Source organism: Pseudomonas sp. GW823-FHT03E05, from assembly GCF_058796855.1.
Genome location: NZ_JBXAJB010000001.1, coordinates 836,592 through 858,099 on the forward strand (window position 1 = coordinate 836,592; position 21,508 = coordinate 858,099).

General features: G+C 65.6%; 21 protein-coding genes. 9 read left to right on the forward strand and 12 right to left on the reverse strand.

Going from position 1 to position 21,508, the window contains the following annotated elements; all coding sequences use genetic code 11:
- The first annotated feature begins 56 nt into the window (after nucleotides 1-56).
- The 3 genes from AC1RCO_RS03805 (at nucleotide 57) to hpaR (ending at nucleotide 2,892) form a co-directional block, all read left to right on the forward strand.
- Nucleotides 57-1,013, forward strand: a complete 957-nt coding sequence (locus AC1RCO_RS03805; protein WP_077934244.1) for a DMT family transporter — start codon at nucleotides 57-59, stop codon at nucleotides 1,011-1,013.
- Between the two features lie 251 nt (nucleotides 1,014-1,264).
- Nucleotides 1,265-2,341, forward strand: a complete 1,077-nt coding sequence (gene hppD, locus AC1RCO_RS03810; RefSeq protein WP_011061669.1) for a 4-hydroxyphenylpyruvate dioxygenase — start codon at nucleotides 1,265-1,267, stop codon at nucleotides 2,339-2,341.
- 128 nt (nucleotides 2,342-2,469) lie between these two features.
- The gene (hpaR, locus tag AC1RCO_RS03815; protein WP_220222764.1) at nucleotides 2,470-2,892 is read left to right on the forward strand and encodes a homoprotocatechuate degradation operon regulator HpaR; all 423 of its coding nucleotides are present in this window, start codon (nucleotides 2,470-2,472) and stop codon (nucleotides 2,890-2,892) included.
- Nucleotides 2,893-2,940: 48 nt separating this feature from the next.
- On the opposite strand, the gene rarD is transcribed toward hpaR, so the two are convergent.
- The 3 genes from rarD to AC1RCO_RS03830 all read right to left on the reverse strand — a co-directional run bounded on the left by rarD (nucleotide 2,941) and on the right by AC1RCO_RS03830 (nucleotide 6,167).
- A complete protein-coding gene (rarD, locus tag AC1RCO_RS03820) occupies nucleotides 2,941-3,822 on the reverse strand; it encodes an EamA family transporter RarD (RefSeq protein WP_015635880.1) in 882 nt (293 codons plus the stop codon).
- A gap of 204 nt (nucleotides 3,823-4,026) precedes the next feature.
- Entirely contained in the window at nucleotides 4,027-5,040 is a 1,014-nt protein-coding gene (locus AC1RCO_RS03825) for an aldo/keto reductase (protein WP_492617409.1), read from the reverse strand.
- A 227-nt stretch (nucleotides 5,041-5,267) separates the two neighbouring features.
- Nucleotides 5,268-6,167, reverse strand: coding sequence for a LysR family transcriptional regulator (locus AC1RCO_RS03830; protein WP_492617410.1), 900 nt, complete (start codon nucleotides 6,165-6,167; stop codon nucleotides 5,268-5,270).
- A 100-nt stretch (nucleotides 6,168-6,267) separates the two neighbouring features.
- Here AC1RCO_RS03830 and AC1RCO_RS03835 point away from each other — a divergent pair, with 100 nt between their 5' ends.
- Both AC1RCO_RS03835 and AC1RCO_RS03840 read left to right on the forward strand, forming a co-directional pair.
- Nucleotides 6,268-6,999, forward strand: a complete 732-nt coding sequence (locus AC1RCO_RS03835; RefSeq protein WP_011061664.1) for an SDR family oxidoreductase — start codon at nucleotides 6,268-6,270, stop codon at nucleotides 6,997-6,999.
- Entirely contained in the window at nucleotides 6,996-7,406 is a 411-nt protein-coding gene (locus tag AC1RCO_RS03840; protein ID WP_011061663.1) for a VOC family protein, read from the forward strand. The genes AC1RCO_RS03835 and AC1RCO_RS03840 overlap by 4 nt, the downstream gene beginning before the upstream one ends.
- 78 nt (nucleotides 7,407-7,484) lie before the next feature.
- Here the strand turns inward: AC1RCO_RS03840 and AC1RCO_RS03845 are convergent, their stop codons facing one another.
- Nucleotides 7,485-8,795: an MFS transporter gene (locus AC1RCO_RS03845; RefSeq protein ID WP_011061662.1), complete on the reverse strand. Its 1,311-nt coding sequence runs from the start codon at nucleotides 8,793-8,795 to the stop codon at nucleotides 7,485-7,487.
- 191 nt (nucleotides 8,796-8,986) lie between these two features.
- Here AC1RCO_RS03845 and AC1RCO_RS03850 point away from each other — a divergent pair, with 191 nt between their 5' ends.
- Together AC1RCO_RS03850 and AC1RCO_RS03855 are read left to right on the forward strand one after the other, a co-directional pair.
- Nucleotides 8,987-10,108: a sugar diacid recognition domain-containing protein gene (locus AC1RCO_RS03850; RefSeq protein WP_011061661.1), complete on the forward strand. Its 1,122-nt coding sequence runs from the start codon at nucleotides 8,987-8,989 to the stop codon at nucleotides 10,106-10,108.
- A gap of 469 nt (nucleotides 10,109-10,577) precedes the next feature.
- Entirely contained in the window at nucleotides 10,578-11,717 is a 1,140-nt protein-coding gene (locus AC1RCO_RS03855; protein ID WP_492617411.1) for a glycerate kinase, read from the forward strand.
- 99 nt (nucleotides 11,718-11,816) lie between these two features.
- Here AC1RCO_RS03855 and hpaI read toward each other — a convergent pair whose 3' ends face one another.
- The 8 genes from hpaI to AC1RCO_RS03895 all read right to left on the reverse strand — a co-directional run bounded on the left by hpaI (nucleotide 11,817) and on the right by AC1RCO_RS03895 (nucleotide 19,174).
- A complete protein-coding gene (gene hpaI, locus AC1RCO_RS03860; protein WP_053158925.1) occupies nucleotides 11,817-12,617 on the reverse strand; it encodes a 4-hydroxy-2-oxoheptanedioate aldolase in 801 nt (266 codons plus the stop codon).
- 10 nt (nucleotides 12,618-12,627) lie between these two features.
- Nucleotides 12,628-13,431, reverse strand: coding sequence for a 2-oxo-hept-4-ene-1,7-dioate hydratase (gene hpaH / locus AC1RCO_RS03865; protein WP_015635875.1), 804 nt, complete (start codon nucleotides 13,429-13,431; stop codon nucleotides 12,628-12,630).
- Nucleotides 13,432-13,433: 2 nt separating this feature from the next.
- On the reverse strand, nucleotides 13,434-14,741 hold the full coding sequence (locus AC1RCO_RS03870) for an MFS transporter (RefSeq protein WP_011061657.1): 1,308 nt from the start codon (nucleotides 14,739-14,741) through the stop codon (nucleotides 13,434-13,436).
- Between the two features lie 135 nt (nucleotides 14,742-14,876).
- On the reverse strand, nucleotides 14,877-15,266 hold the full coding sequence (locus AC1RCO_RS03875; protein ID WP_011061656.1) for a 5-carboxymethyl-2-hydroxymuconate Delta-isomerase: 390 nt from the start codon (nucleotides 15,264-15,266) through the stop codon (nucleotides 14,877-14,879).
- Nucleotides 15,267-15,331: 65 nt separating this feature from the next.
- Nucleotides 15,332-16,189, reverse strand: coding sequence for a 3,4-dihydroxyphenylacetate 2,3-dioxygenase (gene hpaD / locus AC1RCO_RS03880; protein WP_011061655.1), 858 nt, complete (start codon nucleotides 16,187-16,189; stop codon nucleotides 15,332-15,334).
- Between the two features lie 54 nt (nucleotides 16,190-16,243).
- A complete protein-coding gene (hpaE, locus tag AC1RCO_RS03885; protein ID WP_041118525.1) occupies nucleotides 16,244-17,704 on the reverse strand; it encodes a 5-carboxymethyl-2-hydroxymuconate semialdehyde dehydrogenase in 1,461 nt (486 codons plus the stop codon).
- Nucleotides 17,705-18,505, reverse strand: coding sequence for a fumarylacetoacetate hydrolase family protein (locus AC1RCO_RS03890; protein WP_492617412.1), 801 nt, complete (start codon nucleotides 18,503-18,505; stop codon nucleotides 17,705-17,707).
- 9 nt (nucleotides 18,506-18,514) lie between these two features.
- The gene (locus tag AC1RCO_RS03895) at nucleotides 18,515-19,174 is read right to left on the reverse strand and encodes a fumarylacetoacetate hydrolase family protein (RefSeq protein WP_053158921.1); all 660 of its coding nucleotides are present in this window, start codon (nucleotides 19,172-19,174) and stop codon (nucleotides 18,515-18,517) included.
- Nucleotides 19,175-19,372: 198 nt separating this feature from the next.
- Between AC1RCO_RS03895 and hpaA the strand changes: the two genes are divergently transcribed.
- Nucleotides 19,373-20,302 carry a 4-hydroxyphenylacetate catabolism regulatory protein HpaA gene (gene hpaA / locus AC1RCO_RS03900; RefSeq protein ID WP_011061651.1) on the forward strand — a complete coding sequence of 310 codons (930 nt, stop codon included), beginning with the start codon at nucleotides 19,373-19,375 and terminating at the stop codon, nucleotides 20,300-20,302.
- Nucleotides 20,303-20,416: 114 nt separating this feature from the next.
- The gene (locus tag AC1RCO_RS03905) at nucleotides 20,417-21,508 is read left to right on the forward strand and encodes a DUF1176 domain-containing protein (protein WP_492617413.1); all 1,092 of its coding nucleotides are present in this window, start codon (nucleotides 20,417-20,419) and stop codon (nucleotides 21,506-21,508) included.

A 21,508-nucleotide genomic window follows, 5' to 3' on the forward strand; every position in this document is an offset into this window, starting at 1 on the left:
CATTAGACAAAAAATGGTCGTGCAGTACAAACCCATTGCCTCAGAGCGTCTTGACCATGAGTGAAAGCAATATCAGCGGCCCCCTGGCGGGCGAATACCGGGACCTGGCGGTGTATGGCCGCCTGGCGACAGTCACCATGATCTGGGGCGGAACCTTCGTTGCCGGGCGCTACCTGGCCGGCGGGCTCTCGCCCTTGCTGGCCGCCAGCCTGCGGTTCCTGCTGGCCAGCCTGGCCTTGCTCGGCTTCATGGCCGTGGCGCGCATTCCCCTGGTGCGGCCCAGCCTCAGGCAGTTCGGCCAACTGGCACTATTGGGGTTCTTCGGGATCTTCTTCTACAACCTGTGTTTCTTCCTCGGCCTGGAGCAGGTCAAGGCTTCTCGGGCATCGTTGATCGTGGCCCTGAACCCGGCAGTGATTGCCCTGGCGTCCTGGGCGCTGTTCAAGGAGCGCCTGGGCCGGCGCAAGCTGTTGGGCATTGCCCTGTGCCTCTGTGGCGCGGCCCTGGTGATCTGCAGCCGTGACCCTTCGGCCCTGGCGGCGCAGGCCGGGAGCTGGCAAGGCGACCTGCTGATTCTTGGCTGCGTGCTGGGCTGGGGCGTGTACTCGCTGTTCTCCAGGGGGCTGAACCACAGCCTGGGCTCATTGCAAACCGTGACCTGCTCGATCCTCCTGGGCACCCTGATGCTCTGCGCCGCCACCCTGATCCGTGGCGAGTTCGACCTGCAGGCGGTGGCTCGCCTGAACCTGGCCCAGGGCTTGAGCCTGTTGTACCTGGGCGTGCTGGGTTCGGCGCTGGCCTATATCTGGTATTACGACGGCTTGCGGCGGATCGGTGCCACCCGTTGCGGTGTATTCATCGCCCTCAATCCGCTGACTGCGGTGATCCTCGGCGCGCTCGTGCTGGGAGAACAGTTGAGCCCGGTGATGGGGGTGGGCGGGGCGCTGATTCTCGGCGGTATCTACCAGTGCAACAAACCCCTTGCGGGCGGGGCAAAAAAGGCGATTTTATAGAGAATGCGGACAAAGGCTTTTACGCTGTGTAGAATCCGGTTACGCATACAATAATAAAGTCTTCTGGCAGCAGAAGCCTCGCCCCCCAGCCTGCAAGACAGGGTCGAAATGAAGATTCTCGGGTTTCAACTGATCTATGGTGACTTCCTCGCCCGCAGCGTGCGCGGTATCTCCTGTGCGCCACCGTCCCTCCTCAGCATTGCTAGCAACTAACGATCCGTTAATTCTAAAAATATGATGAGGCGCCAACCATGGCAGATATCTTCGAAAACCCAATGGGCCTGATGGGCTTTGAATTCATCGAATTCGCATCGCCTACCCCCAACACCCTCGAACCGATCTTCGAGATCATGGGTTTCACCAAAGTCGCGACCCATCGTTCCAAAGACGTGCATCTGTATCGCCAGGGTGCGATCAACCTGATCCTCAACAACGAACCCCATAGCGTCGCTTCCTACTTCGCGGCCGAGCACGGTCCGTCGGTGTGCGGCATGGCGTTCCGGGTCAAGGATTCGCAAAAGGCCTACAACCGCGCCCTGGAACTGGGCGCCCAGCCGATTCACATTGAAACCGGCCCGATGGAACTGAACCTGCCGGCGATCAAGGGCATTGGCGGCGCGCCGCTGTACCTGATCGACCGTTTCGGCGAGGGCAGCTCGATCTACGACATCGACTTCGTGTTCCTCGAAGGCGTGGACCGCAACCCCAAGGGCGCGGGTCTGAAGATCATCGACCACCTGACCCACAACGTGTACCGCGGGCGCATGGCCTACTGGGCCGGCTTCTACGAGAAGCTGTTCAACTTCCGCGAGATCCGCTACTTCGACATCAAGGGCGAGTACACCGGCCTGACTTCCAAGGCCATGACCGCTCCGGATGGCATGATCCGCATCCCGCTGAACGAGGAATCGTCCAAGGGCGCCGGGCAGATCGAGGAGTTCCTGATGCAGTTCAATGGCGAGGGCATCCAGCACGTGGCCTTCCTCACCGACGACCTGGTCAAGACCTGGGACGCCCTGAAGAAGATCGGCATGCGCTTCATGACCGCGCCACCGGACACCTACTACGAAATGCTCGAAGGGCGCCTGCCGAACCACGGCGAGCCGGTCAACGAGCTGCAATCGCGGGGCATCCTGCTGGACGGTTCTTCGGAAGCCGGCGACAAGCGCCTGCTGCTGCAGATCTTCTCGGAAACCCTGATGGGCCCGGTGTTCTTCGAATTCATCCAGCGCAAGGGCGATGATGGCTTCGGCGAGGGCAACTTCAAGGCACTGTTCGAATCGATCGAACGCGACCAGGTGCGTCGTGGCGTACTCGCCACCGAGTAAGCCCCGGCACGCTTGAGTCCAAGGCCCGATCAGGAGGTTTCTGGTCGGGCTTTATTTTGCCTGTCGGTTGGCGATTGTGAATGTGTTAATGTTTCGCCCCCGATTCCCAGCCCCTGACCGATGCCTCGATGAACATACCCAGACCTTCCCTGACCTTGACCCTGTTGCAGGCCCGTGAGGCCGCCATGGCGTTTTTCCGTCCCTCGCTGAACCAGCACGACCTGACCGAGCAGCAATGGCGGGTGATCCGCATCCTGCGCCAGAACGGCGAGCTGGAGAGCCATCAGCTGGCGAAGATGGCCTGCATCCTGCCGCCGAGCATGACCGGTGTGCTGACCCGCCTGGAGCGCGACCAGTACGTCAGCCGGCGCAAGTCTCCGGAAGACCAGCGCCGCCTGTTCATCACCCTGACCGACAAGGGCCAGGCCTGTTTCGAATCCATGAGCGGCGACATGGAAATCAACTACCAGAAGATCCAGCAGCAGTTCGGCGAAGACAAGATGCAGGCCTTGCTGGCCCTGCTCAACGAGCTGAAGCAGATCAAGCCCTGAGCCTGTACCGCAGGCCTTGATGCACGCGAGATACCCCCGCAGCCGGGCTCAGCCCCGGCGCTGGCGCAGCAGATGGCGTACGCCTTCGAGCACCAGGACCAGCACCGCCAGCCAGATCGGCACGTAGGTCAGCCATTCCCCGGCCTTGATGCTTTCCCCCAGCAGCAGCGCCACCAACAGCAGCAGTACCGGTTCCACATAGCTGAGCAGGCCGAACAGGCTGAAGGCCAGCAAGCGGCTGGCAATGATGTAGCACACCAGCGCCGAGGCACTGATCACCCCCAGCACGGGAATCAGCAGGTACAGCCAGGGTTGGGCCGCGACCACGGCAATGCCCTGTTCGCCGCTCTGCACCACCCACAGCGCCACCGGCATCAGCAGGGCCATGTCCACCCACAGGCCGCCCAGGTGGTCGGTGCCCAGGCGCTTGCGCAAGACGAAATACAGCGGGTAGCCCAGGGCCACCACCAGGGTCGCCCAGGAAAAACTGCCCACCTGGTACAGCTCGTTGAGCACGCCGATGCAGGCCAGCACCGCTGCCAGCTTCTGCAGCCGCGACAGACGTTCGCCATAGACGATGCGCCCGGTCAGGACCATGGTCAGCGGCAGCAGGAAATAGCCCTGGGATACATCCAGGCTATGGCCATTGAGCGGTGCCCACATGAACAGCCAGAGCTGCACCCCGACCAGCGCCGACGACAGCAGCAGCGCCGGGCCCAGCACGGGCTTGCTGCGTACCCGTCGCAGCACTTCGTCGACCCGATGCCATTCACCGGCCAGCAGCATGAACAGGGTCATGCAGGGCAGTGTCAGCAACATCCGCCAGCCGAAGATCTCCACCCCGGTCAGGGGCGCCAGCAGCGAGGTGTAGAAATACATGACGGCAAACAGCACCGACGCCAGAACCGATAACGCAATACCTTTAGACACGCAGTCCTCGTAGAACCCGAACGCTCGGGATGCACAAAAAGAAGGGGAGAGTGGAGCGAGGGGGAATATAGAGGGTTTGCCCCGGGATTTTTGCTCTGTTTGCGACACCCCGGCGGGAAAATTTCTCGTTTGTGGCGCGGCCCGGCCTTCCAGAGAAAGGCCGGACTGCGATGGCCGCTGGGTTTGCGCGGCCAGGGTCCGTATTTAGCCCAGGTGCGCAAAACGTCCGGAGACAAAATGGCCGACATCATTGAAACCGGGTGTCGAGGCGTGCCCCGGGGTCACCAGCGCGTCGATGAAGGCTTCGTCCTCAGGGCTGATCTTCACCTCCAGGGCCCGGGTGTAGGCGTCCCACTGGGCCTCGGTGCGCGGGCCGACAATGGCCGAGCTCACCGCCTGGTTGTTCAGTACCCAGGCAATGGCGAACTCGACGATCCCGGCCCCGCGCTCCTGGGCGTATTCCTGGATCTGCTGGGCGATGCGCAGGGATTCGACCCGCCATTCGGTCTCCAGGATGCGCTTGTCCTGGCGCCCGGCGCGGCTGGCGGCGTCCGGGGTGACGTCCGGCGCATACTTGCCGCTGAGCACACCACGGGCCAGGGGGCTGTAGGGCACCACGCCCAGGCCATAGGCGCGGGCGGCGGTGATCTGCTCACCCTCGGCCTGGCGGTTGACGATGTTGTACAGCGGCTGGCTGATCACCGGGCGGTCCACCCCCAACTGGTCGGCGACTCGAATCGCCTCGGCAATCCGCCAGCCGCGATAATTGGACAGGCCCCAGTAGCGGATCTTGCCCTGGCGCAACAGGTCGCCGATGGCCGAGATGCTCACCTCCAGAGGCGTGTTGTGGTCTTCGCGGTGCAGGTAGTAGATGTCCAGGTAATCGATGCCCAGGCGGGTCAGGCTGGCCTCGATGCCGTTGAAGATGTGCTTGCGGCTCAGGCCGCTGCGGTTGGGCACGCCGTCCACCGGACCGAAGCCGACCTTGGACGCCAGCACCCACTCATGGCGGTGGCTGGCAATGGCTTCGCCGACGATCTCCTCGGAGCGGCCCTGGGTATAGACGTCGGCGGTGTCGATGAAGTTGATCCCCTGGTCCCAGGCCTTGTCGATGATACGCAGCGAGTCTTCGGTACTGGTCTGCTCGCCGAACATCATGGTGCCCAGGGTCAGGCTGGAAACCTTGAGACCGGAATGGCCGAGGATGCGATAGCTCATGGGCGGAATCCTTGTGCTAGAGGGCTGGCCAGTGCGTTTCCGGCCATGGGGGCGACCATCAAATACCACAACCCCGGGCCTCTGCAATGCCTGAATGGCGCCTCCTTGTCGGCACAGGTGCCCGTGAGATCGCTATCGCTGGCAAGCCCGCTCCTGCAAGGAGGTTCCGTAGGAGCCGGCTTGCCGGCGAACCGCGCAACGGCCAGCCGTCCCGGAGCCGCTGCGGGTCAGGGGCACAGCGCCCGGCAGCGTTGCAACACAAAGCTGTGCAGCAGGCGCACCCGCTGGGAAACCTGCAGGCGATGGGGGCACAGCAAGTTGAAGGGGGACGGTTCCCCTTGCCAGTCGCCGAGCAGCGGCACCAGGCGCCCGGCGCGGATGTCCTCGGCCACATCCAGCCGGGCCTTGTAGACAATGCCGTGGCCGGCCAGGGCCCAGCGCCGGGCCACCTCACCGTCGTCGCACAGGTAATCGCCACGCACCAGGACTTCGCGGGTTTCGCTGTCGCGGCTGAAACGCCAGCGGTCATAGGGCTGGCCATTGCGCAGGTACAGCAGGGCGCTGTGCCCGGCCAGCGCCTCGGGGTTTTGCGGCACCCCGCAACGGGCCAGGTAGGCCGGGCTGGCGCAGGCGATGCGCCGGTGCCCGGGGAGAATCGGCAAGGCCACCAGGCTGGAATCCTCGGGCACGCCAAAGCGCAGGGCCACATCCACAGCGTCGCGGAACAGGTCGGCGTGGCGATCATCGAGCCGCAGTTGCAGGCGCAGTTGCGGGTGCTCGGCCTTGAATTCATCGAGCCAGGGAAGCAGGGCATTGCGCCCGAAGTCCGAGGGCGCCGACAGTTGCAGCACCCCGGCCAGGCCCAGGCTCTGCTGCTTGAGCGCCAGCTCGCCGTCCTCCAGGGTGGCCAGGGCCAGGCGCACGCTTTCCAGGTAGCGGCGGCCTTCCTCGGTGAGCCGCATGCTGCGGGTGGAACGCGCCAGCAGACGGCTGCCGAGGCGGGTTTCCAGGCGCTTGAGGGCGATGCTGGCGGCTGCGGCGGTCAGGCCCAGGGAGCGGGCCGCGGCGGAAATGCTCCCGGCATCGGCGGTGCGTACGAAGATTTCCAGGTCCAGTATCGAGCTCATTAATAAAAACCCTTTAAAGATCTTTGCGTTTTAGCTGGATTTTTCCTCGATTGGCAAGCTGGGAAGATGCAATCACTTTCAATCGCAGCAGGTGATCGCAATGACTCTTTCCAACTCAAGCCTGGCCCAGCAAACCTTGGTGGTGATTGGCGCCGGCAGCGGCATTGGCGCCGCGGTGGCGCGCCAGGCCGCGGCCCGTGGCGCTCGGGTGGTACTGGCGGGGCGCAGCCTCGAGGCCTTGCAGCGCCAGCAGGCACAGCTGCCGGAATCGGCCTGCAGCATCGCCGTGGACATCACCGATGCCGCCAGTCTCCAGGCCTTGTTCGCCAGGGTGGGGGCCTTCGATCACCTGGTGATCAGCGCCGGTCCGGCCATTGCCGCCAAGCCCCTGGCCGACACCGATCTGCTGGATGCCCAGCGGGCTTTCGAGGTGAAGTTCTGGGGCGTGTGGCGCGCGGTCCAGGCGGCGCTGCCGACACTCGCGCCGCAAGGCAGCATCAGCCTGACCTCGGGCCTGCTGTCGCGCAAAATGGTCCCCGGGCAAGTGCTCAAGACCACCCTCAACGCCGCCCTCGAAGCCCTGGGCAAGCACCTGGCCAAGGAGCTGGCGCCACGCCGGGTGAATGTCATCAGCCCCGGGGTCACCGCCACCGAAGCCTATGCCGGGATGCCCGAGGACGCCCGCGAAGCCATGTTCGCCCGCACCGGTGCCAACCTGCCGGTGGGCCGCGTCGGCCAGCCGGATGAGGTGGCGGCGGCCTTTATCCTGGCCATGGAGAACGGCTTTATCAGCGGGAGCCTGATCGATGTCGATGGTGGAGGCCTGCTATGAACTGGCGCTTCGATCACCTGGCGTTCAACTGCGACGAGGGCGAGGCGTTGCAGCAGGCCTTCGCCGATCTGCTGGGCCTGCAAACGGGCCGGCGGCCGCCGTTTCCCTTTCCCGGGCGCTGGTTGTACCAGGGCGATGCGGCGCTGGTGCACGTCATCGAACAGGCCCATTGCCCTGAGCCGCACCTGAGCCACATCGCCTTCAGTACCCAGGAGGCAGCCGAAGCCGTGTTGCGCCGGGTGCAGGCCAGTGGCCTGGAGCATCAAGTGGCGCAGGTGCCGGAAGACGGCATCTGGCAGATCTTCGTCCGCTTGCCCGGTGGCCTGGTGCTGGAGTTGGATGCTCCGGCGATGGGGGCGTTGAGCATCAATCACGACTACGCCCGACAAGGTGGGGCACCGGCCTGAGCCCAGCCATGAAAAAGCCCGTTGGAGCCGAGGTTCGAACGGGCTTTTGTCGTGGCCGGGGCCGTGTAGTGCCGCGGCTTAGCGGTTCAGGGTGCGGGTCATGCGCAGCGCCAGCAGGCTGCCGGCAACAATTACCCCGGCCAGCAGGTACAGCGCGGCGTCGGTGGAACCGGTGCTGTCCTTGACCCAGCCGACGATATAGGGGCTGAGGAACCCGGCCATCTGGCCCATGGAGTTGATCAGCGCCAGGCCACCGGCAGCTGCACCGGCGCTGAGCAGGGCAGTGGGCACCGGCCAGAACATCGGCAGGCCGGTGAGGGCACCCATGGTGGCGAGGGTCAGGCCGAGAATGGCGATGGCCGGGTTGGCGGCGAAGTTAACCGCGATCAGCAGCCCCACGGCGCCCATCAACATCGGCACTACAAGGTGCCAGCGGCGCTCCTTGCGCAGGTCCGCCGAGCGCCCCACCAGCAGCATGAACACCGCCGCCAGCAGGTAGGGAATGGCGCTCAGCCAGCCGATCACCAGATTGTCGGCAAACCCCAGGTTCTTGATGATCGACGGCAGCCAGAAGTTGATCGCGTAGACCCCGCTCTGGATGCAGAAGTAGATCAGGCCGAAGGCCCAGATCGCCGGGTTCTTGAACACCGCGGCCAGGGAGTCGCTGGCGGTCTTGGGCTGGTTGGCGAGGTCGCTGGCCTGGTCGGCCTCCAGCACCGCGCGTTCAGTCGGGGTCAGCCACTTGGCATGGGCGAAGCTGTCGCTGAGCAGGAAGAACGCCAGGGCGCCGAGGATCACGGTAGGAATGCCCTGCAGCAGGAACATCCACTGCCAGCCGGCGAGGCCGCCCTGGCCGGCGGCGAAGTGGTTGAGGATCCAGCCGGAAAACGGGCTGCCCAGCAGGCCGGACACCGGGATCGCCGACATGAACAGGGCCATGATCCGGCCACGGCGGAAGGTCGGGAACCACTGCGAGAGGTACAGCACCACGCCGGGGAAGAAGCCGGCTTCGGCGGCCCCGGTGAACAGGCGCAGGGTGTAGAACTGGGTCGGCGTGGTGACGAACAGCAGGCAGGTGGACAAGGTGCCCCAGGTGATCATCATCAGCGCGATCCAGCGCCGCGGGCCGAACCGGTTCAGTGCCAGGTTGCTCGGCACGCCGCACAGCACGTAGCCGATGAAGAAAATCCCGGCACCCAGGCCGTAGACCGTTTCGCTGAATTTCAGGGCATCGAGCATCTGCAACTTGGCGAAGCCAACGTTGACCCGGTCGAGGTAGTTGAACAGGTAGCAGACGAAGATGAAGGGGATCAGGCGCAGGGTGATGCGCTTGTAGACGGCGTTCTTGTCGTCAGCCTGGGCCAGTGGGGCAGCGGCGCTCTGTGACATGGTGTGTCTCTCTTTATTATGATTTTTTGCGGTGCAAGGGTAACGTTGACCGCCCTGAGAGTCTCGGTCACCGGCGCGGGCCTGTCTTTGTGCCGACGCACAGCGATTGGCCCCGGGCCCTGTGCCACTGAACAACGCCGCGTACCCCGCGGCCCGTCCCCGCAGCTGTAGCCGTCAAGGATCATCCCCCCATGTTCGAACTGGATCATGACCTGGCGCAGGATATCGTCGACCGCACGATGGCGATCCTGCCCTACAACGTCAACGTCATGGACAGCCAGGGCCTGATCCTTGGCAGCGGCGAGCCGGAGCGTATCAACACCCGGCACGAAGGCGCGCAACTGGTGCTGGCCAACGGCCGGGTGGTGGAGATCGACGAACCCACCGCGCGCCAGCTCAAGGGCGTGCAGCCGGGCATCAACCTGCCGTTGCTGCATGACCAGCGGCTGATCGGGGTGCTGGGCATTACCGGCGACCCGGCGCAGTTGCGCACCTATGCCGAACTGGTGCGCATGACCGCCGAGATGCTGGTGGGCCAGCGCCACCAGCAGGCCGAGCAGCAATGGCGGCGCCAGCGCTGCGACGACCTGCTGGCCCTGCTGCTGAGCGACGGCGGCGACTCACCGCGGCTGGTGGATGAAGCCCAGCAGATGGGCCTCAAGCCACAGCTGGCGCGTACGCCCTATCTGTTCGAACTGGCCCAGGAACCGGCCTCGGGGCAGGGCGTGGATAGCCTCAGCAGTTGGTTGCTGAGCCGCTATCCGGACAGCTGGTGCGTCAGCTCGTCGAAGAGTTCCCTGCTCTGGTGCCGCCCGGCGAGCCTGAGCCTGGACAACCCGCGGCTGCTGGAAAAGCTCGACGGCCAGGGCTGGAACATCCTGCGGGTGGCGGTGGGCGGGCAGGCCGAGGGCCTGGCCGGATTGCGCCGCTGCTACCGCCGGGTCGGCGACCTGCTGGCCTACGGCCGGGATATCCTGCCGGACGCGCGATTGCTCACCCTCAACCGCTACCGGCTGCCGGTGATGCTCTGGCGCCACCGCAACGATGACGCCCTGGACGAACTGCTGACGCCGTTGCGCAAGGTCCTGGCCAAGGACAGCAACGGCCAGTTGCTGGCGACCCTGCGCAGCTGGTGCGACCACGACGGCCAGAGCCAGGCCTGCGCCGATGCCCTGGGCATCCACCGCAACAGCCTGCGCTACCGCATGGAACGGATAGCCGAGCTCAGCGGCGTCGACCCCTTGCGCCTGGACGGCATGCTGGCTCTTTATCTTGGCGTACAGCTGCTGCCCCACCGCAGCGAGCCGGCCTGATTTATCGCGCCGATCTCCACCATCGCCTATCCCGATCCAACAGGGGTGGTAGCCGCTGCCGAGCCTTGGCGAGGCTGCGAAAAGGCCCGCAGGGCCTTGCTTGGCAATCTCCAGCCAAACCTGTATCGCTTCCAAGACCTTCGCGAGCGCTACGCGCCCGTTCGCAGCCTGCGGCAGCGGCTACAGGCCCAGGAGGATTTAACGGGTCTGTAGCCGCTGCCGAGCTTCAGCGAGGCTGCGCAAAGGCCCGCAGGGCCTTGCCTGGCAATCTCCAGCTAAACCTGTATCGCTTCCAAGACCTTCGCGAGCGCTACGCGCCCGTTCGCAGCCTGCGGCAGCGGTTTCAACGCTAGGCGAGGTTGCGCGGTTGTAGCAATGAACAATAAAGCGCCCTCGGACTTGTGCAGTGGCCCGGGGTCAGCGCCTGCGCCAGATGGCAGCATGGCGGCACAAGAACCGGAGAAAACCCATGAAGATCATCATCGCCCCCGACTCGTTCAAGGACAGCCTGAGTGCCGAAGGCGTGGCCCAGGCCATTGCCCAGGGACTGGCGGATGTGTGGCCCGACGCCGAGCTGTGCCAATGCCCCATGGCCGACGGTGGCGAAGGGACGGTGGAATCGATTCTCGCCGCCTGTGACGGGCAACTGCGCAGCAACCGGGTCCAGGGGCCGCTGGGAGCGATCGTGGAGGCGCGCTGGGGCTGGCTGCCCCAGAGCCACACGGCAATCATCGAAATGGCCGAGGCCAGTGGCCTGCAACTGCTGGCGCTGGAGCAGCGCGATGCGTGCAACAGCAGCACCTTCGGCACCGGGGAGCTGATCCAGGCCGCTCTGGAGGCCGGTGCCCGGCGCATCATCCTGGCCATCGGCGGCAGCGCCACCAACGACGGCGGCGCGGGGGCCCTGCAGGCGCTGGGGGTCAAGCTGCTGGACCGCCAGGACCGGATACTGCCTCGCGGAGGCCTGGCCCTGGCCGACCTCGACCATATCGAGCTGGATGCCATGGACCCGCGCCTGGCCCAGGTGCGCTTCGACATCGCCGCCGACGTCAACAACCCGCTGTGCGGCGAGCACGGCGCTTCAGCCATCTTCGGCCCGCAGAAAGGCGCCTCGGCGCAGCAGGTGCAGCAACTGGACCAGGCCCTGGGACACTTTGCCGACCTGTGCGCCCAGGTACTGCCCAAGGATGTGCGTGATGAACCCGGCAGCGGCGCGGCCGGTGGCCTGGGGTTTGCCGCCAAGGCGTTTCTCGGCGCGCAATTTCGTCCCGGGGTGGAAGTGGTGGCGGAACTGGTGGGCCTGGAACAGGCCGTGCGCGGTGCCGATCTGGTGATCACCGGTGAAGGTCGCTTCGACGCCCAGACCTTGCGCGGCAAGACCCCGTTCGGCGTGGCGCGCATCGCCCGTGAGCAGGGGGTTCCGGTGATTGTCATTGCCGGCACCCTGGGCGAGGGTTACCAGCAGATGTACGCCCACGGCGTGGATGCGGCCTTCGCCCTGACCTCAGGCCCCATGAGCCTGGAACAGGCCTGCCGCGAAGCTCCGCGCCTGCTGCGCGAACGCGCCGCCGACATCGCCCGCCTCTGGCGCCTGGCCAGCAACCACTAGGCACCCCGTAGGAGCTGGCTTGCCAGCGAATAGGCCCTCAATCCTTGCCGCGCGCAAGAACGCCTTCGCCGGCAAGCTGGCTCCTACAGCCATCGCCCGTCAGTAAACCCCGCCTTCGCTGGTGGGGGTGTCCAGGGTCTTGTACTGGCCGGCCAGGCTCTGCAGGCCCTTCATCAGGACGGTGGTATCCACGCCCACCGCGACAAAATTTGCCCCCAACTCGATGCAACGCCGCGCCAGTCGCTGATCGGCACTGAGAATCCCTGCGGCCTTGCCCGCCCGACGAATCCGCACGATGGCGTCTTCAATCGCGGCCACCACGTCCGGGTGCCCGGGGTTGCCCCGCTGGCCCATGGCCGCCGACAGATCCGCCGGGCCGATAAACACCCCGTCGACCCCGTCCACCGCGAGAATCTCATCCAGGTTGCGCAGGCCTTCGAGGTTCTCGATCTGCACCAGCAGGCACATCTGCTCGTCCGCCTGATCCAGGTAGCCGGCGATGCTGTTCCAGCGCGACGCCCGGGCCAGGGCGCTGCCTACGCCACGAACCCCCAGTGGAGGATAGCGCATGGCGCGCACCAGCTGGCGTGCCTGCTCGGCGCTTTCCACCATGGGGATCAACAGGGTCTGGGCGCCGATGTCCAGCAATTGCTTGATCAGCGCGGTATCGCCAATGGGCGGGCGGATAATGCCTTGGGCTGGGTAAGGGGCAATGGCCTGCAACTGCGCCAGCAGGCTGCGCAGATCGTTGGGCGCGTGTTCGCCGTCCAGCAGCAGCCAGTCGAAACCGGCGTTGGCCGCCAGCTCGGCACAGTAGCCGTCCGCCAGGCCCAGCCACAGGCCAATCTGCGGTTCGCGCTGTTGCAGGCGTTGCTTGAACAGGTTCAGTGGCATGTCCATGGCCGTCTCCTCAGACGAAACGGCAGGCAATGCTGCCCAACTGGTCGTAGTCCACGTGGAATACATCCCCGGGACGGGCGGCCACCGGGCGAGTGAAGGAGCCGCCAAGAATGATCTGCCCGGCCTCCAGGCCGACGTCATAGGCCGCGAGCTTGTTGGCCAGCCAGGCCACGCCCTTGGCCGGGTGGTTGAGCACCGCGGCAGAGACCCCGGACTCCTCGATCACGCCATTGCGGTAGAGCACCGCCGGCACCTTGCGCAAGTCCACATCCCCTGGACGCACGGCGCGGCCACCCATCACCACCCCGGCGTTGGCGGCATTGTCCGAGATGGTGTCGAAGACCTTGCGGGTGGCCTGGGTCTGCGGGTCCACCTGCTGGATGCGCGCATCGATGATCTCCAGCGCCGGGATCACCCAGTCGGTGGCGTCCAGCACATCGAACAGGGTGCAGTGGGGCCCCTTGAGCGGCTTGCCGAGGATGAACGCCAGTTCCACCTCGACCCGGGGCACGATGAAGCGCTGGAAGGGAATGTCGCTGCCTTCATCGAACAGCATGTCGTCCAGCAGGGCGCCGAAATCCGGCTCGGTGATGTTCGAGGAAACCTGCATGGCCCGTGAGGTGAGGCCAATCTTGTGGCCCACCAGCTTGCGCCCGTCGCGGATTTTCTGTTCCACCCAGCTGCGCTGGATGGCGTAGGCATCTTCGATGCTGATAGCGGGGTATTGCAGGGACAGCTGGCCGATCTGTTCACGGCTGCGCTCGGCGGCGTTGAGGCGCGCGGCGGCTTCCTGGATATCCGAGGGGCTGAGCATGGTTATTTCTCCCGAGGGTTGACGATATGAGCCGGCACCTGGAGCACCAGCCAGGCGCCGCAGGCAATCAGCAGGGCCAGGGCGTAGAGGGCCAGGCTGGCGCTTTGGGTGGCGTCGCGCACCACGCCGATCAGGTAAGGGGCAAGGAACGCGGCGACGCTGCCGAAGGAACTGATCAGGGCGATACCCGCGGCCTGGGTGCTGCTGGCGAGAAAGGCCGGCGGCAACTGCCAGAACATCGGCAAGGCGGCGCTGGCGCCCATGCCCGCCACCAGCAGGCCGAACATCACCAGCCAGGGGTTGTCCGGGGCCAGCCCGGTGAGGATCAGCCCCAGGCTGGACATCAGCAGCGGCACCCCCAGGTGCCAGCGGCGTTCGCGCAGGCGGTCCGAGGAGCGGCCGACGCCGAGCATGAACAGGCAGCCTGCCAGGTAGGGCAGGGCACTGAGCAGGCCGACATTGCTGTCCCGGGCGATGCCGGCGTGGTGGATCAGGGTCGGCATCCAGAAGGCGATGGTGTTCACCGCCAGCATCACCGCGAAGTAGATGCACACCAGCAGCCAGACGTGGCGGTCCCTGAGGATGCCGCTGAAACGGGTGATGGACTTGTGCTGTTCTTCCTGTTGCAGGGCCTGCAGCAGCCAGGTCTTCTGCGCCGGGGTCAGCCAGCCCACCTGTTCGATGCTTTCCGGCAGGGCCTTGAGCACCACCAGGCCCAGCAGCACCACCGGCAGGCCTTCGATGAGGAACATCCACTGCCAGCCGCGCAAGCCGCCGAAGTCGTGGAAGCTTTCCAGGATCCACCCGGAGAGGGGGCCGCCAATGACTCCGGCCATGGGCACGGCGATGGCGAACAGGGCGGTGACCTGGCCGCGGCGGCTGGCCGGGAACCAGCGGTTGAGCAGCACTAGGATGCCGGGGAAGAAGCCGGCCTCGGCGACCCCCAGCAGAAAGCGCAAAACATAGAAGCCCCAGGCGCTGTCCACCAGCATCAGGGCGCTGGACAGCAGGCCCCAGACCAGCATCAGGAAGGCGATCCAGCGCCGTGGGCCGACCCGGTCCAGGGCCAGGTTGCTGGGCACCCCGAACAGCGCGTAGGCGACGAAGAACAGCCCGGCACCCAGGCCATAGACGCTGTCGCTGAAGCCCAGGTCCTGGGTCATCTGCAGCTTGGCGAAACCGATGTTGATGCGGTCCAGGTGAGCAAAGATGTAGCAGACGAACAACAGCGGCATCAGCCGCCAGGTGATCTTGCGATAGCAGTCATCGACCTCGGCGACCGGCGCCGTGGCAAGGGTTGAGTGGGGCATGGCAATGATCTCGTTATTGTTCTTGTGTGGGTGGCCGGCCTGCAGAAGCCGGCTTGCCGGCGAAGGCGGATCCGGGGCTGGCACAAGGCCTGAGGGCCGCTTCGCTGGCGAGCCGGTTCCTACCGGCGGCTACCCTCAGGCTTGTCCGCGCAGGAACTCGTGCACGTTGTTGTGCTTGAAGTTCAGCTCGGCATCCAGCTCGCTCATTTCGAACGACAGGGCCAAGAGGCGCTGGCCCTGAAGCTCGGCGAAGTGCGCCTTGATGATCTCGAACAGGCCTTCGGCGACCTGGCGTCGTGTGGCCAGGTCGCGGCCGGCTCCCACTTGCAGGCGCATGTGGACGAAGGCGTAGTCGTGCTTGCCGTCGGCCATGCGCCAGGTGTCCAGGCGCACCCCGCGGCTGCGGATGCCGCCCAGGGGGAACACGCCAGTGGCGCCCAGGTAGTCATGGACCTTTTCGAACAGCCCCGGCAGGTCGGCGGCCTGTTCGATGTTGTCGGTGTATTCAGCGATGAAATGCGGCATGGGGAACTCCTTCGCAAGTGGCCGGCGGGAACCCGGCCGCTTGCGAGTCAGGGTGGCAGCTGGGCCTAGACAGGGAAGATGGCGTTGATCTGGCCGGTGCCGGAGCTGCCGAACAGCGGAGTGACGATTTCCGCTGGGCGGTTGTATTCAGGCCCGCCCAACAGCCCCAGGAGCATGGCCGTATCGTGCATTCCGCCCTCGCCATGACAGCTGCTGGCGTAGTCCGGGAGCATGGCGCAGAACTCGCGGAAGCGGCCCTGCTGCCACAGCTCCACCACCCGCTGGTCCACCTGCTTGTCGAACTCCCGGGTCCAGTTGTGGATGTTGGCCTCGGCCTCGCGGTCGTTGGAGAAACGGTGGGAGAGGGAGCCCGACGCCAGCACCAGGACCTTGCGATCGCTCTTCTCGATGGCCCGGCGCACCGCGGCGCCAAAGGTGAAGCTGTCTTCGAGGCGGTGCCAGGCGCACCAGGCGGCGATGGACACCACCTTCAAGTGCTCGGCAGCGGGCACGTCCATGTGCATGTAGCGCATGGGCACCAGGGTGCCGTACTCCAGTTCCAGGCTGGGGATGTTGTGGGCCAGGGTGCGCACGTCGGCGGCATTGGCCTCGGCGGCGATCAGCTCACCCAGCTCCGTGCAGCCCTGGTAGTCGTAGGTCATGTTCTTGATGAAGTGCGGCAGCTCGTTGCTGGTGTAGGTGCCGTTGAACGCCTCGCCGCAGTTGATGTGGTACCCGCTGTTGACCAGCCAGTGCACATCGAATACCACCGCGGTGTCGGCCCCCAGCTCCCGGGCCCGGCGGGCGATCTCCTTGTGCCCGGCAATGGCCGCCTCACGGCAGCCGTGGTGTTTGCCCGGCAGTTCGGACAGGTACATCGATGGTACGTGGCAGACCTTGGCGGCCATGACGACTTCGCCCATGGTGCTTCTCCTGAAACATCTTCTTGTTGGGGTGATCCGGGACGGTTCTGAACCTTACACGCCCCAGCGCGGTATGTGGTGGCTGCCCATGGAGAGGCAGACGTTCTTGATCTCGGCAAAGACCTCGAAGCTGTATTCGCCGCCTTCGCGACCGGTGCCCGAACCCTTGATGCCGCCGAAGGGCTGGCGCAGGTCGCGCACGTTCTGGCTGTTGATGAACACCATGCCGGCCTCGATGCCACGGGCCAGGCGATGGGCCTTGCCGATGTCCTGGGTCCAGATGTAGGAGGCCAGGCCGTACTCGGTGTCGTTGGCCAGTTGCAGGGCCTGGGCCTCGTCCTTGAACGGGATCAGGCACACCACCGGGCCGAAGATCTCTTCCTGGGCGATGCGCATCTTGTTGTCCACGTCGGCGAACACCGTGGGCTGGATGAACTGTCCGCGGGCCAGGTGCGCCGGCAGGTTGGCGGGGCGTTCCAGGCCGCCGGCCAGCAGGGTCGCGCCTTCTTCCAGGCCGATGCGGATATAGCCGGTGACCTTGTCGTAGTGGGCCTGGGTGATCATCGAGCCGACCTGGGTCTTGGGGTCCTGCGGGTCACCGACGATCAGGCGCCTGGCCCGGGCGGCGAACTCCTTGACGAACTGCGGGTAGACGCTTTCCTGGATGAAGATCCGGCTGCCGGCGGTGCAGCGCTCGCCGTTCAGGGAAAAGATGGTGAACAGCGCGGCGTCCAGGGCCCGTTCCAGGTCGGCGTCCTCGAAGATCAGCACCGGCGACTTGCCGCCCAGTTCCATGGAGTACTTCTTCAGGCCCGCGGTCTGCATGATCTTCTTGCCGGTGGCGGTGCCGCCGGTGAAGGAAATCGCCCGCACGTCCGGGTGGCGCACCAGGGCATCGCCGGCGGTGGCACCGTAGCCCTGGACGATGTTCAGCACCCCGGCGGGAATCCCGGCTTCCACCGCCAGCCGGCCCAGCTCATTGGCGGTCAGCGGCGACAGTTCGCTCATCTTCAGCACCGCGGTATTGCCCAGGGCCAGGCACGGCGCGGTCTTCCAGGTGGCGGTCATGAACGGCACGTTCCATGGCGACACCAGGGCGCAGACGCCCACCGGCTGGTACAGGGTGTAGTTGAGCATCTGGTCGTCCACCGGATAGCTGTGGCCATCCATGCGGGTGCAGACCTCGGCGAAGAAATCGAAGTTGTGGGAGGCCCGGGGAATCAGCACGTTGCGGGTCTGGTGGATCGGCAGGCCGGTGTCCAGGGTTTCCAGCTCCGCGAGGTGCGGCACGTTCTCTTCGATCAGCGCACCCAGGCGGCGCATCAGCCGCGCGCGTTCCTTGGCCGGGGTATTGGCCCATTTCGGAAAGGCGTCCTTGGCCGCCGCTACCGCCTGGGCGATTTCCTCGGCGCCGCCGCTGGCCACCTCGCCAATGGCTTCACCGGTGGCGGGGTTGTAGTTGGTGAACACTTCGCGGCTTTCGACTTCGCGGCCGTTGATCCAGTGCTTGATCATTTATGCGTGCTCCTTGGCCACGGCAGTGGGCTCCGGGTGGGCGTGATGGGTGAAGAATTCGCTTTCGCTGACGATGCGGTTGACCAGCCGGCCGATGCCTTCGATTTCCACCACCACCTCATCGCCGGGCACCACGTCGGACAGGCCTTCGGGGGTGCCGGTGGCGATCATGTCCCCCGGTTGCAGGGGCATGAAGCCGGACAGGTATTCGATGAGGTAGGGGATGTCGAAGATCATGTCGGCGGTGCTGCCTTGCTGGCGCAACTCGCCGTTGACCCAGGTGCGCAGGGTCAGGTTGTTGGGTTCGGGTACCTGGGCCGCGTCGATGATCCACGGGCCTACCGGGGTGGTGGCATCGCGGTTCTTCACCCGCAGGTTGGGCCGGTAGTAGTTCTCCAGGTAGTCGCGGATCGCATAGTCGTTGCACAGGGTGTAGCCGGCCAGGTAGTCCAGGGCATCCTCGCGCTTGACGTTGCGCGCGGTCTTGCCGATCACCGCCACCAGCTCGCACTCGTAGTGCATGTAGGCGACGTTGTCCGGGCGCCAGGTCACCTGTTTGTGGCCGGTGTAGGTGCCGGGAGACTTGATGAACACCAGCGGTTCGGTGGGCGGCTTGAAGGCCAGCTCGGCGGCGTGGTCGGCATAGTTCAGGCCCAGGGCGAACATGGTCCCGGTGGCCGGCGGCAGCCACTGCACCTGGTCTTCGGCCAGGACCCGGCCGTCTTCCAGTTGCAGGGTGTTGGGGCCGGTGACCAGGGCCTGGTGGACCTGGCCCTGATAACGAATGCGTGCATGTTTCATGTCGGTTCCTTATTCGGCCACGATGGTGTTGGCGAGGCGGCCCAGGCCGCTGATCTGCACTTCGACCCGATCGCCGGGACGTACATCGACCCGGCCTTCCGGAGTGCCGGTGATCAGCACGTCACCGGGGTGCAGGGTCATGAACTCGCTGATCTCGGCAATCAGCTGGGGAATGCTGCGCACCAGGTTGGCGGTGCTGTTGTGCTGCACCCGCTCGCCGTTGACCCACAGCTCCAGGCTCAGGGCATGGGGGTCGGCCACCTCGGCGGCCGGTACCAGTTCCGGGCCCAGGGCGCAGAAGCCGTCCCGGCACTTGGCCTTGACCGCGGGGCGGTAGTAGCTGTCTTCCGGCAGGCTGAATTCGTTGACGATGGTGTAGCCGGCCACGTGTTCCAGGGCGTCTTCCAGGCGCACCCGGCTGGCGCGCTTGCCGATCACCACGCCCAGGGCCGGGCCGGGCTGCAGGCGCTCCACACCTTGGGGAAACACCACCGGCGCCTCATGGCTGTTGCGGGTGTTGGGGGTCTTGATGAACAGCACCGGCTTCACCGGCGGCTTCTGGTAGGGCGGCTGGGTGAAGCTCTGCAGATGGCTCTGCAGCAGCCCCTGGTAGTTCAGCGCAACGCCGAACAGGGTGCCGCCGGCGTGATCGTTCAGTGCACGGCTCATCGGGCTCTCCTGGTGTCCGTACCCGTAGCGGCTTGCCGCTGGCGGGTCGATTTCGTTAATGTGTTAACGTTATATTTAATATGTTAACGATCGTCAAGCGATGGACTGCTCGCTTCCATCCCGCAGTGGCGGGCAAGCCGCGAATCACGCAGGATGCGCAGGGTCCGCGTGGATCAAAATAAAAAACAGAAGGGCGCCATGAACCCACGCCAACCGATTCCCAACATCAACATCGGCCAGGTCTACGACCAGCGTTACGCCGATGCCCAGGTGCACTACGACAAGCTCAGCAACCTGGCCGGCTTCTTCGGTCGCAACATGCCGGTGCATCGTCACGACCGTTTCTTCCAGGTGCATTACGTGCAGAGCGGCGCGGTGCGGGTCTACCTCGACGATCAGCAGTATCTGGAGTCGGGGCCGATGTTCTTCCTGACCCCGCCGACCATTCCCCACGCCTTCGTCACCGAGGCCGACAGCGAAGGCCATGTGCTGACCGTGCGCCAGCAACTGGTGTGGGAGTTGATCGGCGCCGACCCGGCACTGGCCCCGGCGCCCCAGGTGCCGCCGGTGTGCGTGGCCCTGGCGCGCCTGGGGCCGCAGTTCGCCGGCGAAGTACGACGCCTGGAGGGCCTGTTCCATGAATTGCAGCGGGAGATTGCCGGGCAGGGCCCGGGGCGCGAGCCGGCGCTGGAAGCCCTGACCCGGCTGCTGATGATCAGCCTGCTGCGGTTGTCGGCCAACTCCCTGACGGCGCGCCCGGCACGCCATGAAGACCTGCAGATCTTCCACCGCTTCAACGAGCTGATCGAGGCCCGCTACCTGGAGCACTGGCCCCTGGGCCGCTACGCCAGCAGCCTGGGAGTGACCGAGGCGCGCCTCAATGATGTCTGCCGGCGCATCGCCGACCTGCCGTCCAAGCGCCTGGTGCATGAACGGGTGATGCAGGAGTCCAAGCGCCTGCTGCTGTTCACCGGCAGCTCGATCAACGAAATCTGCTACCAGCTGGGCTTCAAGGACCCGGCCTATTTCAGCCGGTTTTTCCAGCGTTACGCCAAGACCGCGCCGGGGGAATACCGCTTGCGCCAGGGGCAGGCGCCTGCCCCTGGCGCAAATGCGCCGGGTGCCTGATCCCTGGGGCAGAGCTGATGCCATGGAGCCGCGCCCAGGCAACTGACCCTGGCGGTATTCGCCGCCTGGCGGGCGTGGCAGAATCCGCGCCTTTGCCCGACAAGGAGCGTCGTCATGCTGCGTACCGTTGTGTTGCCCCTGCTGGTGCTTGGCGCCTTGCCGTGCCTGGCCCGGGAGCTGCCGGAGCTGACGCCGCTGTGGTTGCAACAGGAGGGCTGGATCGGCGCGTGCGACAACCGCCGCGACTGCCAACTGCTCTACGCGCCGAACATCGATTTTGCCGAGCGGGTCAACCACCTGACCCTGAAAATCCGCAGCCAGGCCGGCCCCGAAGGCCTGTTGCAACTGCAACTGGAGCACCAGGGCGCGCCATTGGAACTCGGTGCATTGCGCCTGGATGGCCAGCCGCTGGAGCCCGGCTTGCTGGCGGCGCTGGTCCAGGAAGTGGAAGCCCCCGACAGCACTCGTGAACAACAGTACTACCGGGTTGATGACCAGCCCCTGGCCCGGCAAAGGCTGGCGCGGCTGCGGGCCGGGCAGGTGCTGGAACTGCCGGGAGAGGAGCCGGCCCAGGTGCTGCTCAAGGGGCTGCCGGATTTGCTGCAACGGGTGGACCAGGTGCAGCAACGCCAGGGCACGGTCAGCGCCCTGGCGGCGCCCGGCGAACAGCCCGCCAGCGCGGTGCCCGGGTTGCAGCCGGCCGCGGCATTGCGCTCCTATCCCGGGGTGAAGCCCCTCGGCGCCCGAGAGCGCACCGGGCTGCTGGCGGCGGTGCGCAAAACCTTGCCGCCGGCAAAGACCGAAGATGCCGACGACTACGTCATGCCACCGAGGATCGAGGTCTATCCGCTGACCGCGCAGCAGGCGCTGGTCTTCGAGTTCTCCGATTGCGGTGCCTACATCTGCCTGTTCGATATCAGCAGCCGCTCGCGCACGGCGCCCTATGCGCTGCAGCCCCTGCAGATGCAGGCGTTGCCGGCCGGCAGCGTCGACCATGCCGGGGGCCTCAACTATTACCCCGAGACCGGCGAGCTCAGCAGTTTCCTCATGGGCCGCGGGATAGGCGACTGCGGTGAAATGGCCAGTTGGCACTTCGATGGCCAGGCCTTCCAGCTCACCGATTATCGGCGCATGCCCACCTGCAGCGGCCTGGGCTACGAAGACTGGCCGGTGCTCTGGAGCGCCGAGGCACCCAAGCGCCCCTGA